Consider the following 26100-nt stretch of genomic DNA (forward strand, 5'->3'; position numbering starts at 1 on the left):
CTCAAGCCAGTCCTCGTGACTGGCTTTTTCTCGTTTGAGAACCACCGGGGAAGTGCGTTACTGTGTCTCATCAAAATAATGAAAACAGGAAGGCAGAGGTGGGGCAACGAATTCCCGTTACGCTCGGCAATATTGCGCCGCTGACGTTAAAACCGTTTCATGCAGGCCAGCTTGCGCTGGTCTGTGAAGGGGGAGGGCAGCGCGGTATTTTCACTGCTGGCGTGCTCGACGAATTTATGCGCGCGCAATTCAACCCGTTCGATCTCTATTTCGGCACCTCTGCCGGGGCGCAGAACCTCTCCGCCTATGTCTGCAACCAGCCCGGCTATGCGCGCAAAGTGATTATGCGCTACACCACCTCCAAAGAATTCTTCAATCCGGTACGCTTCGTACGCGGCGGGAACCTGATCGATCTCGACTGGTTACTGGATGCCACCTCCAGCCAGATGCCGCTGGCCATGGATACCGCGTCACGACTGTTCGATACCGGCAAAGAGTTCTGGATGTGCGCCAGCCGTGGCGATGACTATTCGCCGGGTTACTTTTCGCCGCAGAAAGAGAACTGGCTGGATATCATCCGCGCATCCAGCGCGATCCCGGGATTCTACCGCACCGGCGCCCTGCTGGAGGGGATAAGCTATCTTGACGGCGGTATCAGCGACGCGGTGCCGGTACAGGAGGCGGCGCGGCGCGGGGCAAAAACCATTGTGGTGATCCGCACGGTGCCTTCGCAGATGTATTACACCCCACAGTGGTTTAAGCGGATGGAACGCTGGCTGGGCGACAGCAGCCTGCAACCGCTGGTGAATATCGCGAAGCAGCATGAAACCACCTACGGCGCGATGCAGCGTTTTATTGAAAAACCACCGGGCAAGCTGTGCATCTTTGAAATTTATCCGCCTAAACCGCTGTTGAGCATGGCGCTGGGCAGTCGGCTGCCTGCGTTGCGTATGGATTACAAAACGGGGCGGCTGTGCGGGCGTTACTTCCTGGCGACCGTCGGGAAAATGCTGGCGGAGCAACCGCCTCTTCATCGGCATAAAAGCATCATTTTGCCGCCTGCCGTTGTGGCCAATGACGCGGTGGCGATGCCGCTGGTGGACGCGCCGCAGGCCAACGATGGCTTACTCGATAACGAGGATCTGGCGTGACGCACTGCTTTATCGATACCCATTGCCACTTTGATTTCCCGCCGTTTAGCGGGGAGGAAACATCAAGTATTGCGCGCGCGGCTGAGGCCGGTGTGAGAGCCATTATTGTGCCCGCTATTGAAGCGGCGAGATTCGACAAAGTTCTGGCGCTTGCCCGGGAGCACGATGCGCTGTATGCCGCGCTGGGTCTGCATCCGATCGTTATTGAGCACCATCTTGATGACCATCTCGACAGGCTGGATGCCACGCTGCAAAATGCGGATACGAAGCTGGTTGCCATCGGTGAGATCGGCCTCGATCTCTATCGTGAAGATCCGCAGTTTGAGCGCCAGCAGACGATCCTGGATGCGCAGCTCCGGCTGGCAAAGCGCCACGATCTGCCGGTGATCCTCCACTCCAGACGTACCCATGACAAACTGGCGATGCACCTGAAGCGTATCGACGTGCCGCGCAGGGGCGTGGTCCATGGTTTCGCTGGAAGCCTTCAGCAGGCGCAACGTTTTATTGAGCTGGGCTATAAGATTGGCGTCGGTGGCACCATTACCTATCCGCGTGCCAGCAAAACCCGTGATGTGATGGCGCAGCTCCCGCTGACCTCGCTCCTGCTGGAAACGGATGCGCCTGACATGCCGCTGAATGGTTTTCAGGGCCAGCCCAACCGCCCGGAGCAGGCGGCACGCGTTTTTGATGTGCTGTGTGAGCTGCGTCAGGAGCCTGAAGATGTGATTGCCAGCGCGCTGCTGGAAAACACCCGCGCGGTCTTCGGCATCACGCTATAAATAAAGGGCCGGGCGGATCACCGTGATCTGCTGCCGTTCCAGGGCCTGCGCCAGCGGCTCGATGTCCTCCGGCGTGGCGCTCCGCCATCGCGCCGCCTCCCCGTAAACCCCATGAGCATGAAACGCGTTGATCCGCACAGGAACGTTCCCCAACGCGTGGATAAAAGCGGTCAGCGATGGCAGATGGTGCAGATAATCACACCGAGCGGGGATCACCAGCAGGCGCAGCTCCGTCAGGCGATGACGATCGGCCAGCCAGAGGATGCTCTGCTTGATCTGCGTGTTTTCGCGCCCGGTCAGAAAACGGTGATGTTCATTGCCCCAGGCTTTCAGATCCACCATCGCGCCGTCAAACACCGGTAACAGCTTTTGCCAGCCGGTTTCGCTTAACAGGCCGTTGCTGTCCACCAGGCACGTCAGATGGCGCAGGGACGGATCGGCTTTGATCGCGGTGAACAGCGCAACCAAAAACGGCAGCTGCGTGGTGGCCTCACCCCCGCTGACGGTCACGCCCTCAATAAACGGCGCGGACGTGCGAACCCGGGAGAGGATCTCCTCGACGCTATAGCGCTGCGCCATCGGCGTCGCCTGCTGCTGACACAGGTGCAGACAGGTGTCGCACTGCTGACAGTGACTCTCCTGCCACCAGACGCGCCCGGCCTGAATTGCCAGCGCATCATGAGGACAGTAGGGAACACAGTCGCCGCAGTCGTTGCAGCGCCCTATCGTCCACGGGTTGTGGCAGGTTTTGCAGCGCAGGTTACAGCCCTGGAGGAACAACGCCAGGCGGCTGCCCGGCCCGTCCACGCAGGAGAAGGGTATGACCTGACTAACTAAAGCGCATCTGCTGTTCATGGCTTATCACGCGCGGCTGACGTTCCAGAATACGGGTATTGCGCGCGGCCTCCTCGCCGAGCCAGGTGGTGTTGGTGCGCGAGCCGGCCTCCCGGTATTTCTCCAGATCGGAGAGCCGCACCATATACCCGGTGACGCGCACCAGGTCGTTTCCGGCTACATTCGCGGTGAACTCACGCATACCGGCGTTGAACGCCCCCAGGCACAGCTGCACCACAGCCTGAGGATTGCGTTTAACCGTTTCCTCCAGGGTGAGAATATCGCTGATCCCCGAATGATAGTGTTTATGATGCGGCGCCACGGCCAGCAGGTGGCTGACAGGGTCCGGTTCGTCGCCGTACGGCAGACGTGCGCCCGGCGTGGTGCCAGAATCGGAACTGATCCCAGACTGGGCATGCAGCATCGCGCGGTGCTGCCAGCCGTGTTTCACCGGCGTGTTTTCAACAAACGCCGCAAGCTGTTCACTGATGCGGTAGCCCAGAGCATTGGCCTGTTCGTTCTTACCGTAACGTCCCGTAATGCCTGCTTTCTCGCACAGCACATTCACCGCTTCGGCCAGACCGTACATGCCAAACATCGGCACAAAGCGATCGGCATCAATCAGCCCCTCTTTCACCAGGAAGCTATTCTCAAAGAAGCCGGATTGTTCATATAGAAAATCGCAGCGCGCATTGATGATCGCGATTTGTTGCTGGCAGTAGTGGGGAAGGGTACGGGTGAAAAAGTCTTCCGGTGAGCGGCTGTGTTCCGCAATCGCTTTCAGGTTAAGGCGCACCAGCGTGCTGCCGCCGCCCGCCAGCGGCAGGGAGTTGTAACAGCTCACCACGCCATAGCGACCTTTTGTGAAAATTTTATCATTCACCGGGCCATTAGAAATATGCGGTTTACTACATTCACAAATGTTTTCCGCCACGCTCAGCAGCAGATCGCTGGGGGTTACATCCGGGTCGTAGATAAAGGTCAGGTTCGGCGCAACCTGCTTCAGTTCGGCATCCGCGCGAAGGATGGCTCGGGTGACAGGCGTATCCGCCGGGCCGATATTGGCATGCATAAACGCATCGGGCAGGGTTCTGTCCAGGTAACGCCAGAAACGTTTTATTCGGCTATCGATTTCATCCTGTGTTAGAATTTTAACATAGGGGCTGAGTATCTCATCGAGCTGGCCCAGATAGACCGGCATCGATGTGACGGACGGAACATGGTGATAAAGGATAGTGAGCAGCGAGAGGGCATCATCCAGATCTTTCGCCCCTTCCAGCTCCAGCCATTCTGAGCCGTTAGCCAGAAATTTAGCGTAGTCCGGCAGCACGTAGCGCGGTTTGTAAGGCGCATGGCCTTCGAACATGTCGCAGATGAATCCCTCGTCCAGCGCGGCCCGGGCCGCCTCTGGCAGAGCGGGATAGGGCAGATTGTTCTCTGCTTCCAGCGCCAGAAAATGACGTTTTTGTTCCGGGGTTAACACCGGGCTGGTCACAATGTGCTGGCAACGTTGTTGCAGGGCGTCGGGCATGTTCACTTCCTTGGTTGTTCTGCGGATAGTGAACGAATTGTAGGAAGCCAGCCTGGTGGCGCTTTTGATCAGACAGGGGATATCGCCGATTTAGTCAGCAATTAACGCACTAAAATTTGAAGAAGATCTCATTACAGTAATGCAAATTTGCACACAGTTTTCATTAACTGTGATGAATGTCGAAGTGTGGATGCGGGTGAATGTTAGAATACTCACAGACCCGCAAGGTAAAATTTATACGGCACTGCCGTTGGAGAATGTTATGACCGATTTAACTGCAAGCAGCCTGCGCGCGTTGAAACTGATGGACCTGACCACCCTGAACGATGACGACACCAATGAAAAAGTCATCGCCCTGTGCCATCAGGCGAAAACGCCAGTGGGTAACACCGCCGCCGTCTGTATCTATCCGCGCTTCATCCCGATTGCCCGCAAAACGCTGAAAGAGCAGGGCACGCCGGACGTGCGCATTGCCACCGTAACCAACTTCCCGCACGGCAATGACGATATCGACATCGCGCTGGCAGAAACCCGCGCGGCGATTGCGTACGGCGCAGACGAAGTTGACGTGGTATTCCCGTACCGCGCGCTGATCGCCGGCAACGAGCAGGTCGGTTTTGACCTGGTGAAAGCCTGTAAAGACGCGTGTGCGGCGGCAAATGTGCTGCTTAAAGTGATCATCGAAACCGGCGAGCTGAAAGAAGAGGCGCTGATTCGTAAAGCGTCTGAAATCTCTATCAAAGCGGGCGCGGATTTCATTAAAACCTCTACCGGTAAAGTGCCGGTCAACGCTACCCCGGAAAGCGCACGCATCATGATGGAAGTCATCCGTGATATGGGCGTGTCCAAAACCGTTGGCTTCAAACCGGCGGGCGGCGTGCGTACCGCGGAAGACGCGCAGCAGTTCCTGGCGATTGCCGACGAGCTGTTCGGCGCCGACTGGGCTGATTCCCGCCACTACCGCTTCGGCGCGTCCAGCCTGCTGGCCAGCTTGCTGAAAGCGCTGGGTCACGGTGACGGTAAGAGCGCAAGCAGCTACTAAGTTGAATTGCCGGGTGGCGCTACGCTAACCCGGCCTACAGGATCGTAGGGCGGGTCAACATATCCGCCGCCATTCACCCGATTCCGCATGGAGGTTACCGTGTTTCTCGCACAAGAAATTATTCGTAAAAAACGTGATGGTCATGCATTAAGCGACGAAGAAATCCGCTTTTTTATCAATGGCATTCGTGATAACACCATCTCTGAAGGGCAGATTGCGGCTCTGGCGATGACCATTTTCTTCCACGATATGTCGATGCCTGAGCGCGTGTCGCTGACCATGGCGATGCGAGATTCAGGAACCGTTCTGGACTGGAAAAGCCTCAACCTTAACGGCCCAATTGTGGACAAACACTCCACCGGCGGCGTGGGCGACGTGACGTCTCTGATGCTCGGCCCAATGGTGGCGGCCTGTGGCGGTTACATCCCGATGATTTCCGGGCGCGGCCTGGGTCATACCGGCGGTACGCTCGACAAACTGGAAGCCATTCCGGGCTTCGATATCTTCCCGGATGACAACCGCTTCCGCGACATTATTAAAGACGTTGGCGTGGCGATTATCGGCCAGACCAGCTCTCTTGCTCCGGCTGACAAGCGTTTCTACGCGACGCGTGACATTACCGCGACCGTAGACTCCATCCCGCTGATCACCGCCTCTATCCTTGCCAAAAAACTGGCGGAAGGTCTGGATGCGCTGGTGATGGATGTGAAAGTGGGCAGCGGCGCGTTTATGCCAACCTATGAACTCTCTGAGGCGCTGGCCGAAGCGATCGTTGGCGTCTCCAACGGCGCGGGCGTGCGCACCACTGCACTGCTGACGGACATGAACCAGGTGCTGGCCTCCAGCGCCGGTAACGCGGTTGAAGTCCGTGAGGCCGTGCAGTTCCTCACAGGCGAATACCGTAACCCGCGCCTGTTCGATGTCACCATGGCGCTGTGCGTTGAGATGTTAATCTCCGGCAAGCTGGCCAAAGACGACGCGGAAGCCCGCGCGAAGCTTCAGGCGGTGCTGGACAACGGCAAAGCGGCGGAGATCTTTGGTCGGATGGTGGCGGCGCAGAAAGGCCCGACCGACTTCGTGGAAAACTACGCGAAATACCTGCCCACCGCGATGCTCAGCAAAGCGGTCTATGCGGACAGCGAAGGCTTTGTCTCGGCTATGGATACCCGCGCGCTCGGCATGGCTGTTGTGTCTATGGGCGGCGGTCGTCGTCAGGCATCGGACACCATTGATTACAGCGTCGGCTTTACCGATATGGCCCGTCTGGGCGACAGCGTTGACGGCCAACGTCCGCTGGCGGTGATCCACGCGAAAGACGAAGCCAGCTGGCAGGACGCGGCGAAAGCAGTGAAGGCGGCAATATCTCTTGACGATAAAGCACCGGAAACCACACCGACGGTCTATCGTCGTATCACTGAATAGCGGTATACTGATCTGATCGCATTTTTATGAAGCACTAAGTACGGAGAACAATTATGAAACGTGCATTTATTATGGTGCTGGACTCATTCGGCATCGGCGCAACCGAAGATGCAGAACGATTTGGTGACGTGGGTTCCGATACCCTGGGTCACATCGCGGAAACCTGTGCAAAAGGCGAAGCGGACAACGGTCGTAAAGGCCCTCTGAACCTGCCAAACCTGACCCGTCTGGGGCTGGTAAAAGCGCATGAAGGCTCTACCGGTAAGATCGCAGCCGGTATGGACGGTAACGCGGAAGTCGTGGGCGCCTACGCGTGGGCGCACGAGCTCTCTTCCGGGAAAGATACTCCGTCCGGTCACTGGGAAATTGCCGGCGTGCCGGTGCTGTTTGACTGGGGCTACTTCTCCGATCACGAGAACAGCTTCCCGCAGGAGCTGCTCGATAAGCTGGTGAAGCGCGCCAACCTGCCGGGCTACCTCGGCAACTGCCACTCTTCCGGTACCGTGATTCTGGATCAGCTTGGCGAAGAGCACATGAAAACCGGTAAACCGATTTTCTATACCTCTGCTGACTCCGTGTTCCAGATCGCCTGCCATGAAGAGACGTTTGGCCTGGATAAACTGTACGAGCTGTGCGAGATCGCCCGTGAAGAGCTGACCGAAGGCGGCTACAACATTGGCCGCGTTATCGCGCGTCCGTTTATCGGCGACAAAGCGGGTAACTTCCAGCGTACCGGCAACCGTCACGATCTGGCCGTGGAGCCACCGGCGCCGACCGTGCTGCAAAAACTCGTCGATGAGAAAGACGGCCACGTGGTTTCCGTGGGTAAAATCGCGGACATTTACGCCAACTGCGGCATTACCAAAAAGGTCAAAGCGACCGGTCTGGATGCGCTGTTCGACGCCACCATCAAAGAGATGAAAGAAGCGGGCGATAAGACCATTGTCTTCACCAACTTCGTGGACTTCGACTCCTCCTGGGGCCACCGTCGCGACGTCGCCGGTTATGCTGCGGGTCTGGAGCTGTTTGACCGCCGTCTGCCAGAGCTGATGGAGCTGGTGGGGGAAGATGACATTCTGATCCTGACCGCTGACCATGGCTGTGACCCGACCTGGACCGGTACCGACCACACCCGTGAGCACATTCCGGTGCTGGTGTACGGCCCGAAAGTCAAACCGGGCTCGCTGGGTCACCGTGAGACCTTCGCGGACATCGGCCAGACGATTGCGAAATACTTTGGTACGTCTGACATGGAATATGGCAAGGCTATGTTCTAAACGGATTGGGTGCGGCCTGATGCCATCACCCCGGCCCTCTCCCACCGGGAGAGGGAGAACAGAATGTAGGCCGGGTAAGGCGTAGCCGCCACCCGGCAAAAACAACAATGTAAAAGGAACTGAAGATGGCAACTCCTCACATTAATGCAGAAATGGGTGATTTCGCTGACGTCGTATTGATGCCGGGCGACCCGCTGCGCGCGAAGCACATTGCAGAAACCTTCCTCGAAGACGTGCGTGAAGTGAACAACGTGCGCGGCATGCTGGGCTTCACCGGCACCTATAAAGGCCGCAAAATCTCCGTGATGGGTCACGGCATGGGTATCCCATCCTGCTCCATCTACACCAAAGAGCTGATCACCGACTTCGGCGTGAAGAAAATCATCCGTGTCGGCTCCTGCGGCGCAGTGCGCATGGACGTTAAGCTGCGTGACGTGGTGATCGGCATGGGCGCGTGCACCGACTCTAAAGTCAACCGCATTCGCTTTAAAGATCATGATTTTGCAGCCATCGCTGACTTTGACATGGTGCGTAACGCGGTTGACGCGGCAAAAGCGCTGGGCGTTGACGCGCGCGTGGGCAACCTGTTCTCTGCCGATCTGTTCTACTCGCCAGAAGGTGACATGTTCGACGTGATGGAAAAATACGGCATTCTGGGCGTGGAAATGGAAGCGGCCGGTATCTACGGCGTGGCGGCTGAATTCGGTGCGAAAGCGCTGACCATCTGCACCGTGTCTGACCACATCCGTACCCACGAGCAGACTACCGCTGCCGAGCGTCAGACCACCTTCAACGACATGATCAAAATCGCGCTGGAATCCGTTCTGCTGGGCGATAAAGAGTAATACCTGTTGTGCCGGGTGGCGGATTCGCCTGACCCGGCCTGCGGTTTTCCAGGCCCGCTAAGCAGAGCGCCAGCGGGCTTTTTTATTAGCGTACTGCCTGCGCAATCCACGCCGATAACTCCCGCAACTCTTGTTCCTGTTCCGGAAAATCAACACGTAACGCGTCACACTCCTGTTGCAGCATATCTGCCCGATAGAGACAGCCCTGCAAACGTGCAGCCAGCGCTTCTAACGGTGCCGGATTAAGACTATCCGTAAATACCTGGGTACGAGAGATATGGCCTTTCTCGACGTCAAAGTGCAGCTCAACGCCGCCCCAGGTAAATCGCTCATCCAGCAGGTGTGAAAACGCCGGTGCCTGACCGAAATTCCACTCCCAGCTGCTCTGGCGGGCGAAGGTTTCCGCGAAGTTTGGCAGATCCGGGATTTTATCCGGAGAAATCACCTCGGCTTCTACGCGTTCACCGTAATGCCTGAAAAAGGCCTCGCGGATCGCATCGCAAATGCGTTCATGGGTAATCCCCGGCAGGAGCTCCACCAGATTCGCCACGCGACCGCGCACGGAGGTAATTCCCTTAGCCTGGAGCTTTTTCTTGTCCGGGTTCAGATAGTTTGCCAGACGGCTCAGATCGGCATTCAGCAATAATGTGCCGTGGTGGAATCCGCGATCCATCGTTTCGCGGTAGGCTGAGCCTGACACTTTCCGGTCGCCTTCAGGCGTTTTCACGACCAGATCGTTACGTCCCGAGGCTTCAGCCGTCACGCCGAGTGAATTGAGCGCGTTAAGCACAATGGAGGTCGAGATGGTTTTGTCGTATTCCGGCTTGCCCGCCATAAAGGTAAAGCAGGTGTTGCCCAGATCGTGAAACACCGCACCGCCGCCGCTGCTGCGGCGCGCCAGGCGGACGTTGTCCTCTTCCATACGGCGGGTGTTACACTCTTTCCACGGATTTTGCGCGCGACCAATAACGACCGTATCGGCGTTGCGCCAGAGAAACAGGACGCGCTGGGTGGCAGGCATCTGGCGGAAGATGCACTCTTCCACCGCCAGGTTAAACCAGGGATCGTAAGAGTCAGAGATTAGCAGGCGTAACGTCGACATGGCAGAGTTCCTTTTCCGAATCATCCGCCTACTTTATCACTATTCTTTCTTCTCGCTCTCTTCCTCTTCGGGAACCGACTTGCTGGCGGTTAACAGGAACGGCGACTGCTGCCAGCGGGTGCGTTTGCCCTGGAGCAGCGTGCGCGCCAGTACCACGCCAATCGCCAGCGAGAGCAGCAGCATCAGGCGCAAAATATTGGTGGTGTTATCCACCTGTTTGGCTTCGGTTGGCAGGGTGTGGGTGTCGAGTGTCAGACGTAAATAGCCGAGCGGACCATTCTTGCCCTGAATGGGTTCGACGATTTGTTGGTTGAAATAACCACCGGCTTTTTTGCCATCCAGCGCCAGCCTGTCACGCACGTCGACATGCTCACCCGCGCGGGCAATCAGGTCGCCCTGTTCATCGTACACGCCTGCATCCAGAATGCGGCTGTTTTCCGTAAGCTGGCGCAATACCTGGGCTATTCGCTTATCATCCGGCGTTTCGGTGCGCATAGACGGCGCAACGTTGAGCGTCACCTGGCGCGCCAGCGTCCGGGCCAGTTCCTCAAACTGCGGGTTACGCTGTCGTTGGTGATTCTGGCTAAACCAGGATGCCCCCTGCATCAGCGCCACTAATAGTGCGAGACAGATCAGGACAATCACGGCGCGATGAAGCCGGAATTTCAGTTTTGCGCGAGCCATATTCCACCTGCTTAAAATTTACGGCTTAATGTTGCCAGAAGTGATGGTTACAGGGTAGCCTCATGCGTTATTTTCCCTCTGGAACCTTCCGGCGCGAACGAAATTACAGGAGCTTCAATGCCGAACATTACCTGGTGCGACCTGCCAACGGATGTCTCTTTATGGCCAGGATTGCCGCTCTCTTTAAGTGGCGATGAGGTGATGCCTCTCGATTACCACGCTGGCCGTAGCGGCTGGCTGCTGTACGGACGCGGCCTGGATAAGCAACGCCTCACCCAGTATCAAACCAAACTGGGCGCAGCGATGGTCATCGTTGCGGCCTGGTGCGTGGAAGATTATCAGGTTATTCGCCTGGCGGGTTCCCTGACACAGCGCGCCACGCGTCTGGCGCACGACGCCGGGCTGGACGTTGCCCCCCTCGGCAAAATTCCGCACCTGAAAACGCCCGGCCTGCTGGTAATGGACATGGACTCCACTGCCATTCAGATCGAATGTATTGACGAGATTGCTAAACTGGCGGGCAGCGGCGAGCTGGTGGCGGAAGTCACCGAGCGCGCGATGCGCGGCGAGCTGGATTTCACCGCCAGCCTGAGACAGCGCGTGGCGACCCTGAAGGGGGCCGATGCTAACATTTTGCGTCAGGTGCGCGATGAACTGCCCCTGATGCCTGGGCTGACGCAGCTGGTGCTCAAGCTGGAGACGCTCGGCTGGAAAGTGGCGATTGCCTCCGGCGGGTTCACCTTCTTTGCCGACTACCTGCGTGACAAGCTGCGTCTGACCACCGTGGTGGCAAACGAGCTGGAGATCATGGACGGCAAACTCACCGGACAGGTCATCGGCGACATCGTGGATGCGCAGTACAAAGCCAATACGCTGATGCGTCTGGCGGAGAAATATGCCATTCCGGTCGAGCAGACCGTCGCCATCGGCGATGGCGCGAACGATCTGCCGATGATCAAAGTTGCCGGGCTGGGTATTGCCTACCATGCCAAGCCGAAAGTGAATGAAAAGACGGAAGTCACTATCCGTCATGCTGATCTGATGGGGGTGTTCTGTATTCTCTCCGGCAGCATTAATCAAAAATAGCGGCCTGCTTTTGTAGGCCGGGTAAGCGTCAGCGCCACCCGGCGCGCAGACCGCACAGAAATAACGAGGTAAACCGTGGCGAAAGCTCCAAAACGCGCATTTGTCTGTAATGAATGTGGTGCGGATTATCCGCGCTGGCAGGGGCAATGCAGCGCCTGCCATGCCTGGAACACCATCACCGAAGTGCGTGGTGTGGCGGCTTCGCCGAGCGTGGCCCGCAATGAACGGCTGAGCGGCTATGCGGGCAATGCAGGCGTGTCGAAGGTACAAAAACTTTCGGATATCAGCCTGGAAGCACTGCCGCGCTTTTCCACCGGATTCAAAGAATTTGACCGCGTGCTCGGCGGTGGCGTAGTGCCGGGCAGCGCCATTCTGATCGGCGGTAACCCGGGCGCGGGTAAATCGACCCTGCTGCTGCAAACGCTCTGCAAGCTAGCCGAACAGATGAAAACCCTGTACGTCACGGGGGAAGAATCACTTCAGCAGGTGGCGATGCGCGCGCACCGCCTCGGCCTGCCGACCGGCAATCTGAATATGCTTTCGGAAACCAGCATCGAGCAGATCTGCATGATCGCCGAAGAAGAGCAGCCGAAGCTGATGGTGATTGACTCCATTCAGGTGATGCATATGGCTGACATTCAGTCGTCACCGGGAAGCGTGGCGCAGGTGCGTGAAACCGCGGCCTACCTGACGCGCTTTGCCAAAACGCGCGGCGTGGCGATTGTGATGGTTGGTCATGTGACCAAAGACGGCTCGCTGGCGGGACCGAAAGTGCTTGAACACTGTATCGACTGCTCGGTGATGCTCGATGGCGATGCGGATTCCCGTTTTCGTACCCTGCGCAGCCATAAAAACCGCTTTGGCGCGGTGAATGAGCTGGGCGTGTTTGCCATGACCGAGCAGGGGCTTCGCGAAGTCAGCAACCCGTCGGCCATCTTCCTGAGCCGTGGCGACGAGATCACGTCCGGTAGTTCGGTGATGGTGCTGTGGGAGGGGACGCGTCCGCTGCTGGTTGAAATTCAGGCGCTGGTGGATCAATCGATGATGGGCAACCCGCGGCGCGTGGCGGTCGGTCTGGAACAGAACCGCCTGGCGATCCTGCTGGCGGTGCTGCACCGTCACGGCGGTCTGCAAATGGCGGATCAGGATGTGTTCGTCAACGTGGTTGGTGGGGTGAAGGTTACGGAAACCAGCGCGGACCTGGCGCTGCTGCTGGCGATGGTCTCCAGCCTGCGCGACAGGCCGTTGCCGCAGGATCTGGTGGTGTTTGGCGAGGTGGGGCTGGCCGGCGAGATCCGCCCGGTGCCGAGCGGTCAGGAGCGTATCTCCGAAGCGGCAAAACATGGCTTCCGCCGCGCGATTGTTCCGGCCGCCAACGTGCCGAAAAAAATCCCGGAAGGGATGCAGGTTTTTGGCGTTAAAAAACTCGCAGATGCGTTAAATGTCTTTGACGACTTATAATTACGTATTCGATTTTGCAGGAGGCACCGTAATTTATGTCATCATTTGACTACATCAAGACCGCTATCCGCCAGAAGGGCTGCACGTTGCAGCAGGTGGCGGACGCCAGCGGCATGACCAAGGGCTATCTGAGCCAACTGCTGAACGCCAAAATCAAAAGCCCCAGCGCGCAGAAGCTGGAAGCGCTGCACCGTTTTCTGGGGCTTGAATTTCCGCGGATGCAAAAGAACATTGGCGTGGTGTTCGGTAAGTTCTACCCGCTGCATACCGGGCATATCTATCTGATCCAGCGCGCCTGTAGCCAGGTCGACGAACTGCATATCATCATGGGTTATGATGAAACCCGCGATCGCCAGCTGTTTGAAGACAGCGCCATGTCGCAGCAGCCCACCGTGCCGGACCGCCTGCGCTGGCTGCTTCAGACCTTTAAATATCAGAAAAATATTCGTATTCATGCCTTTAACGAAGAGGGCATGGAGCCGTATCCGCACGGCTGGGACGTGTGGAGCAACGGCATCAAAGCGTTTATGGAAGAGAAGGGCATTGCGCCTAACTGGATCTACACCTCTGAAGAGTCCGACGCGCCGCAGTTCCGCGAGCATCTGGGCATCGAGACGGTGCTGATCGATCCTAAACGCACCTTCATGAACATCAGCGGGGCGCAGATCCGCGAGAACCCGTTCCGTTACTGGGACTACATCCCGACCGAGGTGAAGCCGTTCTTCGTGCGTACGGTGGCGATCCTCGGCGGCGAGTCGAGCGGGAAATCGACGCTGGTAAATAAGCTGGCTAACATCTTCAATACCACCAGTGCGTGGGAGTATGGCCGCGATTACGTCTTCTCACACCTTGGCGGCGACGAGATGGCGTTGCAGTATTCCGACTACGATAAAATCGCGCTCGGTCATGCCCAGTACATTGATTTTGCGGTGAAATACGCCAATAAAGTCGCCTTTATTGATACCGATTTCGTCACCACGCAGGCGTTCTGCAAAAAGTACGAAGGGCGCGAGCACCCGTTTGTGCAGGCGCTGATTGACGAATACCGCTTTGACCTGGTGATCCTGCTGGAAAACAACACCCCGTGGGTGGCCGACGGCATGCGCAGCCTGGGCAGCTCGGTGGACAGGCGGGAGTTCCAGACCATGCTGGTGGAGATGCTTAACGAGAACAACGTTGAGTTTGTGCATGTGGAAGAGTCGGACTACGATTCCCGCTTCCTGCGCTGCGTCGAGCTGGTGAAGGAGATGATGGGGGAGCAGGGTTAATAACTTCCCCTCTCCCACCAGGAGAGGGGACTTTAATCGCCCTCTCCCTTTGGGAGAGGGCCGGGCTGAGGGAATCAGTCCACTCAATACTCAACCACCACCTTCCCACGCATATGCCCCTCCAGCACCCTGCGGTGCGCTTCGGTAATGCTTTCCACGCTTAGCCCGTGCAGCGTTTCGCTGAGCGAGCTTTCCACCACGCCGTTATCCACCAGCTTCGCCACCTCATCTAAAATCTCACCCTGACGCGCCATATCCGCAGTCTGGTACATGCTGCGGGTGTACATAAACTCCCAGTGCAGGGCGGCAGATTTGGACTTCAGCTTGTCCAGGTTCAGCGGATGCGCGTTTTCAACGATGGAACAAATGTGTCCCTGAGGGGCAATCAGATCGCTGACCGCATCCCAGTGCCCGTCGGTATCGTTGAGGATAAAAATGTAATCCACAAAGGTGAGCCCCTGTTTCGCCAGTTCACCCTTCAGGTCGCGGTAATTTACGACAATGTCAGCCCCGCGATCGCGACACCACCGGGCGGAATCTTCTCGTGAAGCGGTTGCGACGATCTTCACCTTGCTGTTGTGCTTCGCAAACGGGATCGCCAGCGATCCGACTCCACCCGCGCCGCCAATTATCAGCAGCGTTTTATCTGCGTCGGCATCCTGAATCTTCAGCCGTTCAAACAGGCCTTCCCACGCGGTGAGCGCCGTCAGCGGCAGTGCAGCCGCGGCGGCCCAGTCAAGGCTTGCAGGCTTGTGCCCGACAATGCGCGCATCGATCAGCTGATGCGTGGTATTGCTGCCCGGGCGGGTGATGTCCCCCGCGTACCACACTTCGTCACCCGGTTTGAATCCGGTGACGCCAGCCCCAACGGCTTTTACGATACCGCTGGCATCCCACCCGAGAATGCGCGGCTCCTTCAGTCCGCTTTTGGCAATGCCTGCATGTACCTTGGTGTCCACCGGGTTTACGGAGACGGCTTTTACCTCCACCAGCAGATCGTGTTCACCGGGCTGCGGCATCGGCGGAGTGATTTCAACGAAGGTGGAGGGATTTTCCGGGTTAACGGCAATGGCTTTCACTGACATGGTGTGCTCCTCAATGGCATGCGTTTTGTTGAGGCTAGTCTATTAAGTGGTCAGCTGCATGATAAGATGGACAATCAAGAACTCAGCGTTCGTACAGGGTGAACAATCATGTTTAAACAGCTTCAGGATATGGCGCTGTTTGCGCTGGTGGCCGAGATGGGCAGCTTTACCGCGGCGGCGCAGAAGGCGGAACTGCCGAAATCCAGCGTCAGCCAGCGGATTAGCCAGCTGGAGCAACAGGTGGGGATCCGTCTGTTGAATCGCACCACGCGCAGAATAAGCCTGACGTTTGCGGGCGAACACTATCTGGTGCACTGTCGTGAAATGCTGGCGGCCAGCGAGCGCGCGGAGTATGCCATTCAGCGGCTGCGCGAAAACCCCAGCGGGCGGCTGCGGATCACCTGTCCGGCGGGAATTGGCGCGACGCTGCTGGCGCATATGAATGCGGAGTTCCAGCTTCGCTATCCGGACGTGTCGCTGGATGTGTCGATCTCAGACGATGTGGTGGATCTGGTCGAGTCTGGCTTTGACGTGGCGCTGCGCACCGGCAAACCGCAGGATTCTTCCCTGATTGGCCGCATGATTGGGCACTGTCCGCGCTACATGCTGGCCTCGCCCCACTACCTGGCGCGTCGGGCGCCGTTAATCCATCCCCGACAGCTGGTGGATCACCGCTGCATTACGCACCGGGCATGGTCAGAGTGGCTTCTGCGAAGCGAGAATGAGGATTACCGCTACCTGCCGGATAACGCCCACATGACGGATAACCTGGTGTACGCCCGGGAATGCGCCATTGCCGGGGCGGGGATCACGCTGTTACCCGCATTCCTGCTGGAAGATAAGATCGAAAAGGGCGCGCTGGTGAAGGTGCTGTCGGCGTGGAGCGTTGAGGGAAACGATCTCTGGCTGGCCTACCCGAGCCGTAAGCTCAATTCGCCTGCGCTGATGAGCTATATCGACTTTGCGATGCAGTTTGATGAGGTGAAGCGGTATTACGTGGGCAAATAAAAAAGCCGGGTGCGGCTTCGCCTTACCCGGCCTACACACTGTGCGGCCTGATGCCCTCACCCTGGCCCTCTCCCACGGGGAGAGGGTACAAACATAAAAAACGGCAACCGAAGTTGCCGTTTTGCTTTTATTTCGCAATACGCTTGTACTTAATACGCTTCGGCTCCAGCGCGTCTGCGCCCAGCGTGCGTTTCTTGTACTCTTCGTATTCGGTGAAGTTACCTTCGAAGAACTCCACCTTACCTTCGTCCTGGTAGTCCAGGATGTGGGTTGCGATGCGGTCCAGGAACCAGCGGTCGTGCGAGATAACCATCGCGCAGCCCGGGAACTCCAGCAGGGCGTTTTCCAGCGCGCGCAGGGTTTCGATGTCCAGGTCGTTGGTAGGTTCATCAAGCAGCAGAACGTTGCCGCCAACCTGGAGCAGCTTCGCCAGGTGCAGACGACCGCGCTCACCGCCGGACAGCTCGCCCACGCGTTTGCCCTGGTCAGTGCCCTTAAAGTTAAAGCGGCCAACGTAAGCGCGGCTTGGCATCTCGGTGTTGCCGATACGCATGATATCCAGACCGCCGGAAACCTCTTCCCACACGGTTTTGCTGTTATCCATTGCGTCGCGGAACTGGTCCACGGAAGCCAGCTTCACGGTTTCACCCAGGGTGATAGAGCCGCTGTCAGGCTGTTCCTGACCGGACATCATGCGGAACAGGGTCGATTTACCTGCGCCGTTCGGACCGATGATGCCAACGATAGCGCCTTTCGGCACGGAGAAGGTCAGGTCGTCGATCAGCAGACGGTCGCCGTAGGACTTACGCAGGTTGGTCACTTCAACCACTTTATCCCCCAGACGTGCGCCAGGTGGAATAAACAGTTCGTTGGTTTCGTTACGTTTCTGGTATTCAGTGTTGTTCAGCTCTTCGAAGCGTGCCAGACGGGCTTTGCCCTTGGACTGACGGCCTTTCGCGCCCTGACGCACCCACTCCAGCTCTTTCTCGATAGACTTACGACGCGCCGCTTCCTGAGATGCTTCCTGCGCCAGACGCTGATCTTTCTGCTCCAGCCAGGAGGAGTAGTTGCCTTCCCACGGAATACCTTCGCCGCGGTCCAGCTCCAGGATCCAGCCCGCAACGTTGTCGAGGAAGTAACGGTCGTGGGTAATCGCCACCACGGTGCCTTCGAAGTCGTGCAGGAAGCGCTCCAGCCACGCCACGGATTCCGCATCCAGGTGGTTGGTAGGTTCGTCGAGCAGCAGCATGTCTGGTTTTTCCAGCAGCAGGCGGCACAGCGCCACGCGGCGGCGTTCACCACCGGACAGGTTAGCGATTTTCGCATCCCAGTCTGGCAGACGCAGGGCATCGGCCGCGCGCTCCAGCTGCACGTTCAGGTTGTGACCGTCGTGCGCCTGGATAATCTCTTCATATTTGCCCTGCTGAGCGGCCAGTTTGTCGAAGTCCGCATCCGGCTCGGCGTATTTGGCATACACTTCATCCAGACCTTTCAGGGCGTTAACCACCTCGGATACCGCTTCTTCAACGGATTCACGCACGGTGTGTTCCGGGTTCAGCTGAGGTTCCTGCGGCAGGTAGCCGATCTTAATGCCAGGCTGCGGACGGGCTTCACCTTCGATGTCTGTATCGATGCCGGCCATGATGCGCAGCAGGGTGGACTTACCGGCACCGTTGAGACCCAGAACACCGATTTTTGCGCCCGGGAAGAAGCTCAGCGAGATATTTTTAAGAATATGACGTTTCGGCGGGACAACTTTGCCGACACGATGCATGGTATAAACGAATTGAGCCACGTTGGACTTCGCCTCTTTTATCGTGATGAGAATGAATTTCAGCCTCGAAGTGTAGCCTTTTTCACGCCCTAATCCCAGCCAGGAACGTCGGGAGTGTTAAAACGCGCAAGAAAGGTAAAAAAGTGTCCATGACGTGGCGCGTTGTGGGATGCCTGGTTAGCATAAGTTGATGTAACTTTGACGTGGCAAGACGCTGCAACTGACGAAAAACAATGAGGAAGAGCTTGTGGAAAAAGCCAAACGGGTGGTCTGGCGTCTGCTGGCTGCCAGCGTATGCGTAATGGCGGTAAGCCAGGCGGTGCATGCCGATTCACTGGATGAACAACGTAACCGCTATGCCCAGATTAAACAGGCATGGGACAACAAGCAGATGGATACCGTGCAGGCGCTGATGCCGACGCTGAAGGATTATCCGCTGTATCCGTATCTTGAGTATCGCCAGATCACGGACGATCTCATGAATCAACCGACCGTCACCGTGAATAACTTCATTCAGGCGAACCCGACCCTGCCGCCTGCGCGCACCCTGAAGTCCCGGTTTGTGAACGAGCTGGCCCGCCGCGAAGACTGGCGCGGCCTGCTGGCTTTCAGCCCGGATAAACCGGGCGCGACGGAAGCGCAGTGTAATTACTATTATGCGAAATGGGCGACCGGTCAGCAGGAGGAAGCCTGGACCGGCGCGAAAGAGCTGTGGTTGACGGGCAAAAGCCAGCCAAACGCCTGTGACCCGCTGTTCAGCGCCTGGCGCGCCTCGGGCAAGCAGGATCCGCTCTCTTACCTGGAACGTATTCGCCTGGCGATGAAGGCCGGAAACACCCGGCTGGTCACCGTGCTGGCGGGCCAGATGCCCGCAGATTATCAGACCATTGCGTCTGCCGTTATCGGTCTGGCAAACGATCCCAATACCGTGCTGACGTTTGCGCGTACCACCGGCGCGACCGATTTTACCCGCCAGATGGCGGCGGTGGCCTTTGCCAGCGTGGCGCGTGATGATGTGGAAAACGCCCGGCTGATGATCCCGCAGCTGGTGCAGGCCCAGCAGCTTAATGACGATCAAACTCAGGAGCTGCGCGATATCGTTGCATGGCGACTGATGGGGACAGATGTCACCGACGAACAGGCGCGCTGGCGTGACGATGCGGTGATGCGTTCGAACTCTGTCTCGCTGGTGGAGCGTCGCGTGCGCATGGCGCTGGGAACGGGCGATCGTCGTGGCCTCAATACCTGGCTGGCGCGTCTGCCGATGGATGCCAAAGAGAAAGATGAATGGCGTTACTGGCAGGCGGACATGCTGCTGGAACGTGGTCGTGAAGATGAAGCCAAAGAGATCCTCCACTCCCTGATGCAGCAGCGCGGATTCTACCCGATGGCGGCGGCGCAGCGTCTGGGCGAGGAGTACACCCTGAAGATCGACAAAGCGCCAGCCAACGCGAACCCGGCGCTGACGCAGGGGCCGGAAATGGCGCGCGTGCGCGAGCTGATGTACTGGAATCTGGATAATACCGCGCGCAGCGAATGGGCGAATCTGGTCACCAGCCGTACCACCGATGAGAAAGCGCAGCTTGCCCGCTATGCATTTGATAATCGCTGGTGGGATCTGAGCGTGCAGGCGACGATCGCCGGCAAACTGTGGGATCACCTCGAAGAGCGTTTCCCGCTGGCTTATAAGGATCTGTTCGATCGCTACACCAGCGGCAAAGATATTCCGCAAAGCTACGCGATGGCCATTGCCCGTCAGGAGAGCGCCTGGAACCCGAAAGTGCGTTCTCCGGTGGGTGCCAGCGGCCTGATGCAGATTATGCCGGGTACCGCGACGCACACGGTGAAGATGTTTAATATTCCAGGCTACAGCAGCCCGTCCCAGCTGCTGGATCCGGAGACTAACATCAACATCGGTACCAGCTACTTGCAGTACGTCTATCAGCAGTTCGGTAATAACCGTATCTTCGCGTCAGCGGCGTACAACGCCGGGCCTGGCCGCGTGCGGACATGGCTTGGCAACAGCGCAGGGCGTATCGACGCCGTGGCGTTTGTCGAGAGCATTCCGTTCTCGGAAACGCGCGGCTATGTGAAGAACGTGCTGGCCTATGACGCCTACTATCGCTACTTCATGGGGCAGAAAGATACCCTGATGAGCGATGCCGAGTGGCAGAGACGTTACTGATCGGCGCGGGTTGTGTTATGCTGTACTCGCTAATGAGTACAAGAGGCAGCATAACATGACCCAGCATTCCCCGTATTCCTCGGCCATGGCCGAACAGCGTCATCAGGAGTGGCTTCGTTTTGTGGAGTTGCTCCGCCAGTCTTACGACAAAGATCTGCATTTACCGTTGCTACAGCTGATGCTGACGCCAGACGAACGTGAAGCGCTGGGTACACGGGTACGCATTATTGAGGAACTGCTGCGCGGCGAAATGAGCCAGCGCGAGCTGAAAAACGAGCTGGGCGCGGGTATCGCGACCATCACCCGGGGTTCAAACAGCCTGAAGTCGGCGCCGGTTGAACTGCGTCAGTGGCTGGAAGCCGTATTGCTGAAAAACGCCGGATGACGGCTTCGCCTTATCCGGCCTGCAAACTTAACGATAAATCGCGTTATGAAACGGACTTAACGCCAGAATAACGGCCTGGTGGTAAACGCCTGAACGCGTAAGCTTGCCACCCGTAAAGACGCCAATCGCCCCCTCTTTACGACCAATTTCATCAATGCCGGTGTAGTGCGACATTACCGGCCCCAGCGCCTCACCCGCGCGGACTTTCTCCAGTATGACCTCCGGCAGCGGCAGCGTGGCAGAACGCGCTTCGCCGCGCTGCTCACGGCTTTCGATGACAACCCAGCTGAAGGTCGCCCCTTCGTCGATACCTGCTTCAATCGCGACCCAGAAGTCAGCGTCTGGCGCGGCGGCTTTTGCATTAGCCACGCGATTTCGTGCGCCAGCGCGTGTTTCCTCGCTGCCAAACGGCTGTTCCGGCACACCGCTCTCGACGCCGACGGCGTCAATATGGCAGGATCCTTCGCCGAAGATCTCTTCAAATGCCCTTAGAATTGCCTGAATTTTGGCAGGATTGGTGGTAGCAGAGACAACATGGTGCATAATTAAGCTCGATTTAAAAAATTCATCGCAGTATAACGGAAAAAAAGCATGTTACAGGTATACCTTGTTCGCCACGGTGAAACGCAGTGGAACGCCGAGCGACGTATTCAAGGCCAGTCAGATAGTCCTCTCACCGACAAAGGTGTGCAGCAAGCATGGCAGGTGGCGGAGCGCGCCAGAACGCTGGGTATCACTCACGTCATCTCCAGTGATTTAGGCCGCACGCAGCAGACGGCACGCATCATCGCCGATGCCTGTGGCTGCGACGTGACCCTCGAACCGCGTCTGCGCGAGCTGGATATGGGCGTGCTGGAAAAACGTCCTATCGATACGCTGACGGAAACCGAAGAAGGCTGGCGCCGCACGCTGGTGAACGGCACTGAAGATGGTCGCATCCCTGAAGGGGAATCCATGCAGGAGCTGAGCGTGCGCATGCATGCCGCGCTGGCCGAGTGCCTGAAACTCCCGGCAGGTAGCCGACCGCTGCTGGTAAGCCACGGTATCGCGCTGGGTTGCCTGGTGAGCACCATTCTGGGACTGCCGGCTTACGCCGAGCGCCGTTTGCGTCTGCGCAACTGCTCCATTTCCCGTATCGACTATCAGGAAAGTGCCTGGCTGGCATCGGGGTGGGTGGTTGAGATGGCAGGGGACATTTCGCATCTTGATGCCCCTGCACTGGACGAATTGCAGCGTTAACGACGTACCGGAATCAGGAATTCCATACGCAGATTGATAGGGCCTTCTTCCGGTTTAGCATCTTGCGCCGGATAGTAGCGCTCAATGTCCTGACCTTTACGGCGATTCAGATTCAGCATCGGCATGCAGGTCCCGTAAACGGTCAGGATGAACTCCTGAACGCCCGTTCCTAAACCTTCGTATGAGAACATCACATACTCGCCGCCTTCCAGCACGACAGGCTTCGAGCCATGAATGTAACCGTTCGCCATGTCAGGCGTCAGCGCCGTGGTATAGAACACCTCCTGCTCGTCGTCTTTTTCCTGGCTGGGATGCGTTTCGTTCAGGCCATACAGAATCGGCGGGAGCGCCGGAGCATGGCTTAAAAATTCGCGCCAGAACTGAACGCGCATCTGATGGCGGAACTCGGAGATCTGCTCCAGGGAACAGGAGTAGCTCTGCGTGGTGCCGACCAGGTGCGTTTCCGGCAGGGTGATGATTTCATATTTTGGCATCGCAAACTCGCCCAGACGCAGCGGCGGACGCATACCAAAGGAGCTCCAGTCCGGCGAGCGGCGATAAAGTGCTGGCGTTAACGAGAACTGTTTTTTAAAGGCACGGGTGAAGGTTTGCTGTGAATCGAAGCGATATTGCAGGGCAATATCCAGGATTGGTCGCGCGGTCAGGCGCAACGCGACAGCAGACTTTGATAAACGACGTGCGCGAATATAGGCACCGATAGCATGACCGGTGACATCCTTGAACATCCTTTGCAGATGCCACTTGGAATAGCCTGCTTTTGCCGCCACATTATCCAGTGACAAAGGCTGGTCGAGATGACCTTCCAGCCAGGTGAGCAGGTCGCGAATAATTCCAGCCTGATCCATATACTATCCTCATCCTTAAAACTGCCGCAGGTGCCTGTTTACAGGTTAGCGGATAATAGCATTTTTTGACGTTTTAGCATTCAGTGTTTTTTTTGCGCATAAATGCTTTTTGTAGTGATTTATGTGCGGATATATTCTAATCCTGTGATCTTGCTACATTTTTATCTAACCTGTTGAATAATCGCTCAGCGTAATTTTTATGAATGGTAACAATATGAAATACAAGGTTTTAGTCTTTGCAGCACTGGCGCTGATGGCAGGGCGCGTGGCACAGGCGGAGCAAATTGGCTCCGTGGATACTGTGTTTAAAATGTTTGGGCCGGACCACAAAATTGTGGTGGAAGCCTTTGACGATCCGGACGTTAAAAACGTCACCTGCTATGTCAGCCGGGCAAAGACCGGCGGGATTAAAGGCGGCCTGGGGCTGGCTGAAGACACGTCTGACGCGGCCATCTCCTGCCAGCAGGTTGGCCCGGTGGAATTGAGTGACAAAATCAAAAACGGCAAAGCGCAGGGCGACGTCGTATTCCAGAAACGGACCTCGCTGGTGTTCAAAAAGCTACAGGTGGTCCGTTTTTATGACGCGAAGCGTAACACCCTGGCTTATCTGGCTTATTCCGACAAAGTCGTGGACGGCTCACCGAAAAACGCGATAAGCGCGGTACCGATTATGCCGTGGCATTGATAAAAAAAACGGCGCAAATGCGCCGTTTTTTACTGCGTGACGGGAGAATTACTCCTGGAGGTCACCGCAGAAACGATAGCCTTCACCATGGATCGTGGCGATGATTTCCGGCGTATCCGGCGTAGATTCGAAATGTTTACGAATACGACGGATGGTTACGTCAACGGTACGATCGTGTGGCTTCAACTCACGACCGGTCATTTTCTTCAGCAGTTCTGCACGGGACTGAATCTTGCCCGGGTTCTCGCAGAAGTGCAGCATCGCGCGGAATTCACTGCGCGGCAGTTTGTACTGCTCACCGTTCGGGCTAATCAGCGAACGGCTATTGATATCAAGTTCCCAGCCGTTGAATTTGTAGCTGTCGACGCTACGACGCTCTTCACTTACCGTACCCAGATTCATGGTGCGGGACAGCAGGTTGCGTGCACGAATGGTTAACTCGCGAGGGTTGAACGGCTTGGTGATGTAGTCATCCGCGCCGATTTCCAGACCAAGAATTTTATCAACCTCGTTGTCACGGCCCGTCAGGAACATCAACGCGACGTTCGCCTGTTCACGCAGTTCGCGCGCCAGAAGAAGCCCGTTTTTGCCCGGCAGGTTGATATCCATAATCACCAGGTTGATATCATTTTCAGAAAGGATCTGATGCATCTCTGCGCCATCGGTCGCTTCAAAGACATCGTAGCCTTCTGCTTCGAAAATGCTCTTTAACGTGTTGCGTGTTACCAACTCGTCTTCAACGATAAGAATGTGCGGGGTCTGCATGTTTGCTACCTAAATTGCCAACTAAATCGAAACAGGAAGTACAAAAGTCCCTGACCTGCCTGATGCATGTCGCAAATTAACATGATCGGCTTAACGTGACTAAAGTACGTAATTGCGTTCTTGATGCACTTTCCATCAACGTCAACAACATCATTAGCTTGGTCGTGGGTACTTTCCCTTTGGACCCGACAGTGTCAAAAACGGCTGTCATCCTAACCATTTTAACAGCAACATAACAGGCTAAGTGACACCGGACACCCAATAAAACTACGCTTCGTTGACATATATCAAGTTCAATTGTAGCACGTTAACAGTTTGATGAAATCATCGTAGCTGAATGCTAGCCTTTGTCACAATTTTTCAATAAACCAACTAGTTGCGGACATTGATTGATAAACGGTACGAATCCAATCAGAAAAGAGTATTCATATGGTCATTATCATTACAAAACATAAGGATAATGGACTTCTGTTAACATTCTAACTGATTGTTCAGCCACAAAATAGTTTAGCTTTTTTTAATTGTTATGAAACGCTATTTCGGTGATTTGTGTTGCAAAATTGTAAATTCGTGCTGCGTAATATGTTGAACTGAATCACATTTTTACCTGCTAACTGATTAAAAAGAGAGCGTAAATGCATCTGTCGATTGTGCTGGTGGCACCAGCAAGAGCTGAAAATATTGGCGCTGCGGCGCGTGCCATGAAGACTATGGGGTTTACCGATTTGCGTATTGTGGACAGCACGGCGCATCTGGAGCCTGCTGCGCGCTGGGTGGCGCACGGTTCGGGTGATATTCTCGATAATATAACCACTTACGCTACGCTCGCCGACGCACTCCACGATATTTCGTTTACCGTCGCGACGACCGCGCGCAGCCGGGCGAAGTTTCACTATTACGCCACGCCTGCTGAACTGGTGCCGATGCTGGAAGAGAAAAGCCAGTGGCTGGAGAAAGCCGCGCTGGTGTTTGGGCGAGAAGATTCCGGGCTGACTAACGAAGAGCTGGAGCTGGCTGACGTGCTGACGGGCGCGCCGATGGTGGCGGATTATCCGTCACTCAATCTGGGGCAGGCGGTGATGGTCTATTGCTATCAATTAGCATCCTTAATACAAATTTCTCAGCCACCGGTGACAGTTTCGGATGAAAACCAGCTGGCGGCACTGCGTGTTCGTGCAAATAACCTTCTTGAGCAGTTGGCCGTCGCTGACGATCAGAAAATGGTGGACTGGTTACAGCAGCGCCTGGGGCGTCTTGAGCAGCGCGATACGGCAATGCTGCACCGATTGCTTCATGATATTGAAAAAAAATTAGCCGAGTAAAATAGTGTCATAGGTTTTTATTATGGCCGATCCTGCTGATGTCTGGGGTTGCATCTGGGTTATTCCGATGAAAATAAATCTGCCCGCAGCGGGACGTGAGAATGTCCCGAATTGTGATCGAATTAAAAATTCATTGACTTAAGGGGCTCGATCCTTTAACCCTAAAAGAATAGAGCACAGACAGATAATAATGACAGAGTACACAACATCCATGAAACGCATCAGCATCACCACCATTACTACAACCATCATCATTACCACAGGTAACGATGCGGGCTGACGCGTACAGGAAAAACAGAAAAAA

General features: G+C 56.5%; 26 protein-coding genes and 1 other annotated feature (1 of these 27 cut by a window edge). Of the genes, 17 read left to right on the forward strand and 9 right to left on the reverse strand.

The window, feature by feature from the left end; all coding sequences use genetic code 11:
* Positions 1-98 precede the first annotated feature (98 nt).
* Both ACOTWU_RS10150 and ACOTWU_RS10155 read left to right on the forward strand, forming a co-directional pair.
* On the forward strand, positions 99-1151 hold the full coding sequence (locus ACOTWU_RS10150; RefSeq protein ID WP_252049370.1) for a patatin-like phospholipase family protein: 1053 nt from the start codon (positions 99-101) through the stop codon (positions 1149-1151).
* Complete coding sequence (locus tag ACOTWU_RS10155; RefSeq protein WP_032652508.1) at positions 1148-1930, forward strand: TatD family hydrolase; 783 nt, start codon at positions 1148-1150, stop codon at positions 1928-1930. Before ACOTWU_RS10150 ends, ACOTWU_RS10155 begins: the two co-directional genes overlap by 4 nt.
* Here the strand turns inward: ACOTWU_RS10155 and ACOTWU_RS10160 are convergent.
* Both ACOTWU_RS10160 and ACOTWU_RS10165 read right to left on the reverse strand, forming a co-directional pair.
* Positions 1925-2785, reverse strand: coding sequence for a YjjW family glycine radical enzyme activase (locus ACOTWU_RS10160; protein WP_047718382.1), 861 nt, complete (start codon positions 2783-2785; stop codon positions 1925-1927). The genes ACOTWU_RS10155 and ACOTWU_RS10160 overlap by 6 nt on opposite strands.
* Positions 2760-4295, reverse strand: coding sequence for a YjjI family glycine radical enzyme (locus ACOTWU_RS10165; RefSeq protein ID WP_023303053.1), 1536 nt, complete (start codon positions 4293-4295; stop codon positions 2760-2762). The genes ACOTWU_RS10160 and ACOTWU_RS10165 overlap by 26 nt, the downstream gene beginning before the upstream one ends.
* A gap of 262 nt (positions 4296-4557) precedes the next feature.
* Between ACOTWU_RS10165 and deoC the strand changes: the two genes are divergently transcribed.
* From deoC to deoD, 4 genes are all read left to right on the forward strand, one after another.
* Positions 4558-5337, forward strand: coding sequence for a deoxyribose-phosphate aldolase (gene deoC, locus ACOTWU_RS10170; RefSeq protein WP_023303054.1), 780 nt, complete (start codon positions 4558-4560; stop codon positions 5335-5337).
* Positions 5338-5436: 99 nt separating this feature from the next.
* Positions 5437-6759 carry a thymidine phosphorylase gene (gene deoA / locus ACOTWU_RS10175; RefSeq protein WP_017383831.1) on the forward strand — a complete coding sequence of 441 codons (1323 nt, stop codon included), beginning with the start codon at positions 5437-5439 and terminating at the stop codon, positions 6757-6759.
* A gap of 53 nt (positions 6760-6812) precedes the next feature.
* Positions 6813-8036: a phosphopentomutase gene (deoB, locus tag ACOTWU_RS10180; RefSeq protein ID WP_047727842.1), complete on the forward strand. Its 1224-nt coding sequence runs from the start codon at positions 6813-6815 to the stop codon at positions 8034-8036.
* A gap of 125 nt (positions 8037-8161) precedes the next feature.
* The gene (gene deoD, locus ACOTWU_RS10185; protein WP_003856538.1) at positions 8162-8881 is read left to right on the forward strand and encodes a purine-nucleoside phosphorylase; all 720 of its coding nucleotides are present in this window, start codon (positions 8162-8164) and stop codon (positions 8879-8881) included.
* Between the two features lie 85 nt (positions 8882-8966).
* On the opposite strand, the gene lplA is transcribed toward deoD, so the two are convergent.
* Entirely contained in the window at positions 8967-9983 is a 1017-nt protein-coding gene (gene lplA, locus ACOTWU_RS10190; protein WP_062938878.1) for a lipoate--protein ligase LplA, read from the reverse strand.
* A gap of 39 nt (positions 9984-10022) precedes the next feature.
* Entirely contained in the window at positions 10023-10667 is a 645-nt protein-coding gene (locus tag ACOTWU_RS10195) for a YtjB family periplasmic protein (RefSeq protein ID WP_015572615.1), read from the reverse strand.
* Between the two features lie 117 nt (positions 10668-10784).
* Between ACOTWU_RS10195 and serB the strand changes: the two genes are divergently transcribed.
* The 3 genes from serB to nadR all read left to right on the forward strand — a co-directional run bounded on the left by serB (position 10785) and on the right by nadR (position 14482).
* A complete protein-coding gene (gene serB, locus ACOTWU_RS10200; protein WP_047727840.1) occupies positions 10785-11753 on the forward strand; it encodes a phosphoserine phosphatase in 969 nt (322 codons plus the stop codon).
* A 75-nt stretch (positions 11754-11828) separates the two neighbouring features.
* Positions 11829-13214: a DNA repair protein RadA gene (gene radA / locus ACOTWU_RS10205; protein WP_017383829.1), complete on the forward strand. Its 1386-nt coding sequence runs from the start codon at positions 11829-11831 to the stop codon at positions 13212-13214.
* Between the two features lie 35 nt (positions 13215-13249).
* Entirely contained in the window at positions 13250-14482 is a 1233-nt protein-coding gene (gene nadR, locus ACOTWU_RS10210; protein ID WP_015572616.1) for a multifunctional transcriptional regulator/nicotinamide-nucleotide adenylyltransferase/ribosylnicotinamide kinase NadR, read from the forward strand.
* 83 nt (positions 14483-14565) lie between these two features.
* Here nadR and ACOTWU_RS10215 read toward each other — a convergent pair whose 3' ends face one another.
* Entirely contained in the window at positions 14566-15567 is a 1002-nt protein-coding gene (locus ACOTWU_RS10215; RefSeq protein ID WP_126498711.1) for a zinc-binding alcohol dehydrogenase family protein, read from the reverse strand.
* A 108-nt stretch (positions 15568-15675) separates the two neighbouring features.
* Here ACOTWU_RS10215 and ACOTWU_RS10220 point away from each other — a divergent pair, with 108 nt between their 5' ends.
* Positions 15676-16575 (forward strand): LysR family transcriptional regulator, encoded by a 900-nt coding sequence (locus tag ACOTWU_RS10220; RefSeq protein WP_017383827.1) that lies wholly within the window; start codon positions 15676-15678, stop codon positions 16573-16575.
* A gap of 127 nt (positions 16576-16702) precedes the next feature.
* Here ACOTWU_RS10220 and ettA read toward each other — a convergent pair whose 3' ends face one another.
* Positions 16703-18370 (reverse strand): energy-dependent translational throttle protein EttA, encoded by a 1668-nt coding sequence (ettA, locus tag ACOTWU_RS10225; RefSeq protein WP_006810191.1) that lies wholly within the window; start codon positions 18368-18370, stop codon positions 16703-16705.
* Between the two features lie 226 nt (positions 18371-18596).
* Here ettA and sltY point away from each other — a divergent pair, with 226 nt between their 5' ends.
* Together sltY and trpR are read left to right on the forward strand one after the other, a co-directional pair.
* Positions 18597-20534, forward strand: coding sequence for a murein transglycosylase (gene sltY / locus ACOTWU_RS10230; RefSeq protein WP_045339643.1), 1938 nt, complete (start codon positions 18597-18599; stop codon positions 20532-20534).
* A gap of 55 nt (positions 20535-20589) precedes the next feature.
* Entirely contained in the window at positions 20590-20919 is a 330-nt protein-coding gene (gene trpR, locus ACOTWU_RS10235; RefSeq protein ID WP_003856511.1) for a trp operon repressor, read from the forward strand.
* 27 nt (positions 20920-20946) lie between these two features.
* On the opposite strand, the gene yjjX is transcribed toward trpR, so the two are convergent.
* Complete coding sequence (gene yjjX / locus ACOTWU_RS10240) at positions 20947-21462, reverse strand: inosine/xanthosine triphosphatase (protein ID WP_015572619.1); 516 nt, start codon at positions 21460-21462, stop codon at positions 20947-20949.
* 48 nt (positions 21463-21510) lie between these two features.
* Here yjjX and gpmB point away from each other — a divergent pair, with 48 nt between their 5' ends.
* A complete protein-coding gene (gpmB, locus tag ACOTWU_RS10245; protein WP_006810187.1) occupies positions 21511-22158 on the forward strand; it encodes a 2,3-diphosphoglycerate-dependent phosphoglycerate mutase GpmB in 648 nt (215 codons plus the stop codon).
* On the opposite strand, the gene robA is transcribed toward gpmB, so the two are convergent.
* On the reverse strand, positions 22155-23024 hold the full coding sequence (gene robA / locus ACOTWU_RS10250; RefSeq protein ID WP_015572620.1) for an MDR efflux pump AcrAB transcriptional activator RobA: 870 nt from the start codon (positions 23022-23024) through the stop codon (positions 22155-22157). The two genes, gpmB and robA, sit on opposite strands and share 4 nt — an antisense overlap.
* 214 nt (positions 23025-23238) lie before the next feature.
* Between robA and creA the strand changes: the two genes are divergently transcribed.
* Positions 23239-23709, forward strand: coding sequence for a protein CreA (gene creA, locus ACOTWU_RS10255; protein WP_017383825.1), 471 nt, complete (start codon positions 23239-23241; stop codon positions 23707-23709).
* Positions 23710-23757: 48 nt separating this feature from the next.
* On the opposite strand, the gene arcA is transcribed toward creA, so the two are convergent.
* A complete protein-coding gene (gene arcA, locus ACOTWU_RS10260; RefSeq protein ID WP_003856501.1) occupies positions 23758-24474 on the reverse strand; it encodes a two-component system response regulator ArcA in 717 nt (238 codons plus the stop codon).
* A gap of 95 nt (positions 24475-24569) precedes the next feature.
* On the opposite strand from arcA, the gene yjjY reads away from it, so the two are divergent.
* The 3 genes from yjjY to thrL all read left to right on the forward strand — a co-directional run bounded on the left by yjjY (position 24570) and on the right by thrL (position 26076).
* Positions 24570-24710, forward strand: a complete 141-nt coding sequence (gene yjjY / locus ACOTWU_RS10265) for a protein YjjY (protein WP_001541509.1) — start codon at positions 24570-24572, stop codon at positions 24708-24710.
* A 399-nt stretch (positions 24711-25109) separates the two neighbouring features.
* Positions 25110-25796, forward strand: coding sequence for a tRNA/rRNA methyltransferase (locus tag ACOTWU_RS10270; RefSeq protein WP_126498710.1), 687 nt, complete (start codon positions 25110-25112; stop codon positions 25794-25796).
* A gap of 211 nt (positions 25797-26007) precedes the next feature.
* Positions 26008-26076 carry a thr operon leader peptide gene (gene thrL / locus ACOTWU_RS10275; RefSeq protein WP_015572623.1) on the forward strand — a complete coding sequence of 23 codons (69 nt, stop codon included), beginning with the start codon at positions 26008-26010 and terminating at the stop codon, positions 26074-26076.
* Positions 26015-26100 (forward strand) — a sequence feature (Thr leader region) (it continues 32 nt past the right edge of the window). It overlaps the preceding gene by 62 nt.

It is taken from the genome of Enterobacter cloacae complex sp. GYL001 (assembly GCF_049237125.1).
Lineage (GTDB): Bacteria > Pseudomonadota > Gammaproteobacteria > Enterobacterales > Enterobacteriaceae > Enterobacter > Enterobacter hormaechei_C.

Bases quoted from the DNA above. Each gene is read 5' to 3' on its own strand.
- ACOTWU_RS10160 (WP_047718382.1), bottom strand. From the start codon at position 2,785: ATGAACAGCAGATGCGCTTTAGTTAGTCAGGTCATACCCTTCTCCTGC.
- ACOTWU_RS10165 (WP_023303053.1), bottom strand. From the start codon at position 4,295: ATGCCCGACGCCCTGCAACAACGTTGCCAGCACATTGTGACCAGCCCG.
- deoC (WP_023303054.1), top strand. From the start codon at position 4,558: ATGACCGATTTAACTGCAAGCAGCCTGCGCGCGTTGAAACTGATGGAC.
- deoB (WP_047727842.1), top strand. From the start codon at position 6,813: ATGAAACGTGCATTTATTATGGTGCTGGACTCATTCGGCATCGGCGCA.
- deoD (WP_003856538.1), top strand. From the start codon at position 8,162: ATGGCAACTCCTCACATTAATGCAGAAATGGGTGATTTCGCTGACGTC.
- lplA (WP_062938878.1), bottom strand. From the start codon at position 9,983: ATGTCGACGTTACGCCTGCTAATCTCTGACTCTTACGATCCCTGGTTT.
- ACOTWU_RS10195 (WP_015572615.1), bottom strand. From the start codon at position 10,667: ATGGCTCGCGCAAAACTGAAATTCCGGCTTCATCGCGCCGTGATTGTC.
- serB (WP_047727840.1), top strand. From the start codon at position 10,785: ATGCCGAACATTACCTGGTGCGACCTGCCAACGGATGTCTCTTTATGG.
- nadR (WP_015572616.1), top strand. From the start codon at position 13,250: ATGTCATCATTTGACTACATCAAGACCGCTATCCGCCAGAAGGGCTGC.
- ACOTWU_RS10215 (WP_126498711.1), bottom strand. From the start codon at position 15,567: ATGTCAGTGAAAGCCATTGCCGTTAACCCGGAAAATCCCTCCACCTTC.
- ACOTWU_RS10220 (WP_017383827.1), top strand. From the start codon at position 15,676: ATGTTTAAACAGCTTCAGGATATGGCGCTGTTTGCGCTGGTGGCCGAG.
- trpR (WP_003856511.1), top strand. From the start codon at position 20,590: ATGACCCAGCATTCCCCGTATTCCTCGGCCATGGCCGAACAGCGTCAT.
- yjjX (WP_015572619.1), bottom strand. From the start codon at position 21,462: ATGCACCATGTTGTCTCTGCTACCACCAATCCTGCCAAAATTCAGGCA.
- gpmB (WP_006810187.1), top strand. From the start codon at position 21,511: ATGTTACAGGTATACCTTGTTCGCCACGGTGAAACGCAGTGGAACGCC.
- robA (WP_015572620.1), bottom strand. From the start codon at position 23,024: ATGGATCAGGCTGGAATTATTCGCGACCTGCTCACCTGGCTGGAAGGT.
- creA (WP_017383825.1), top strand. From the start codon at position 23,239: ATGAAATACAAGGTTTTAGTCTTTGCAGCACTGGCGCTGATGGCAGGG.
- arcA (WP_003856501.1), bottom strand. From the start codon at position 24,474: ATGCAGACCCCGCACATTCTTATCGTTGAAGACGAGTTGGTAACACGC.
- ACOTWU_RS10270 (WP_126498710.1), top strand. From the start codon at position 25,110: ATGCATCTGTCGATTGTGCTGGTGGCACCAGCAAGAGCTGAAAATATT.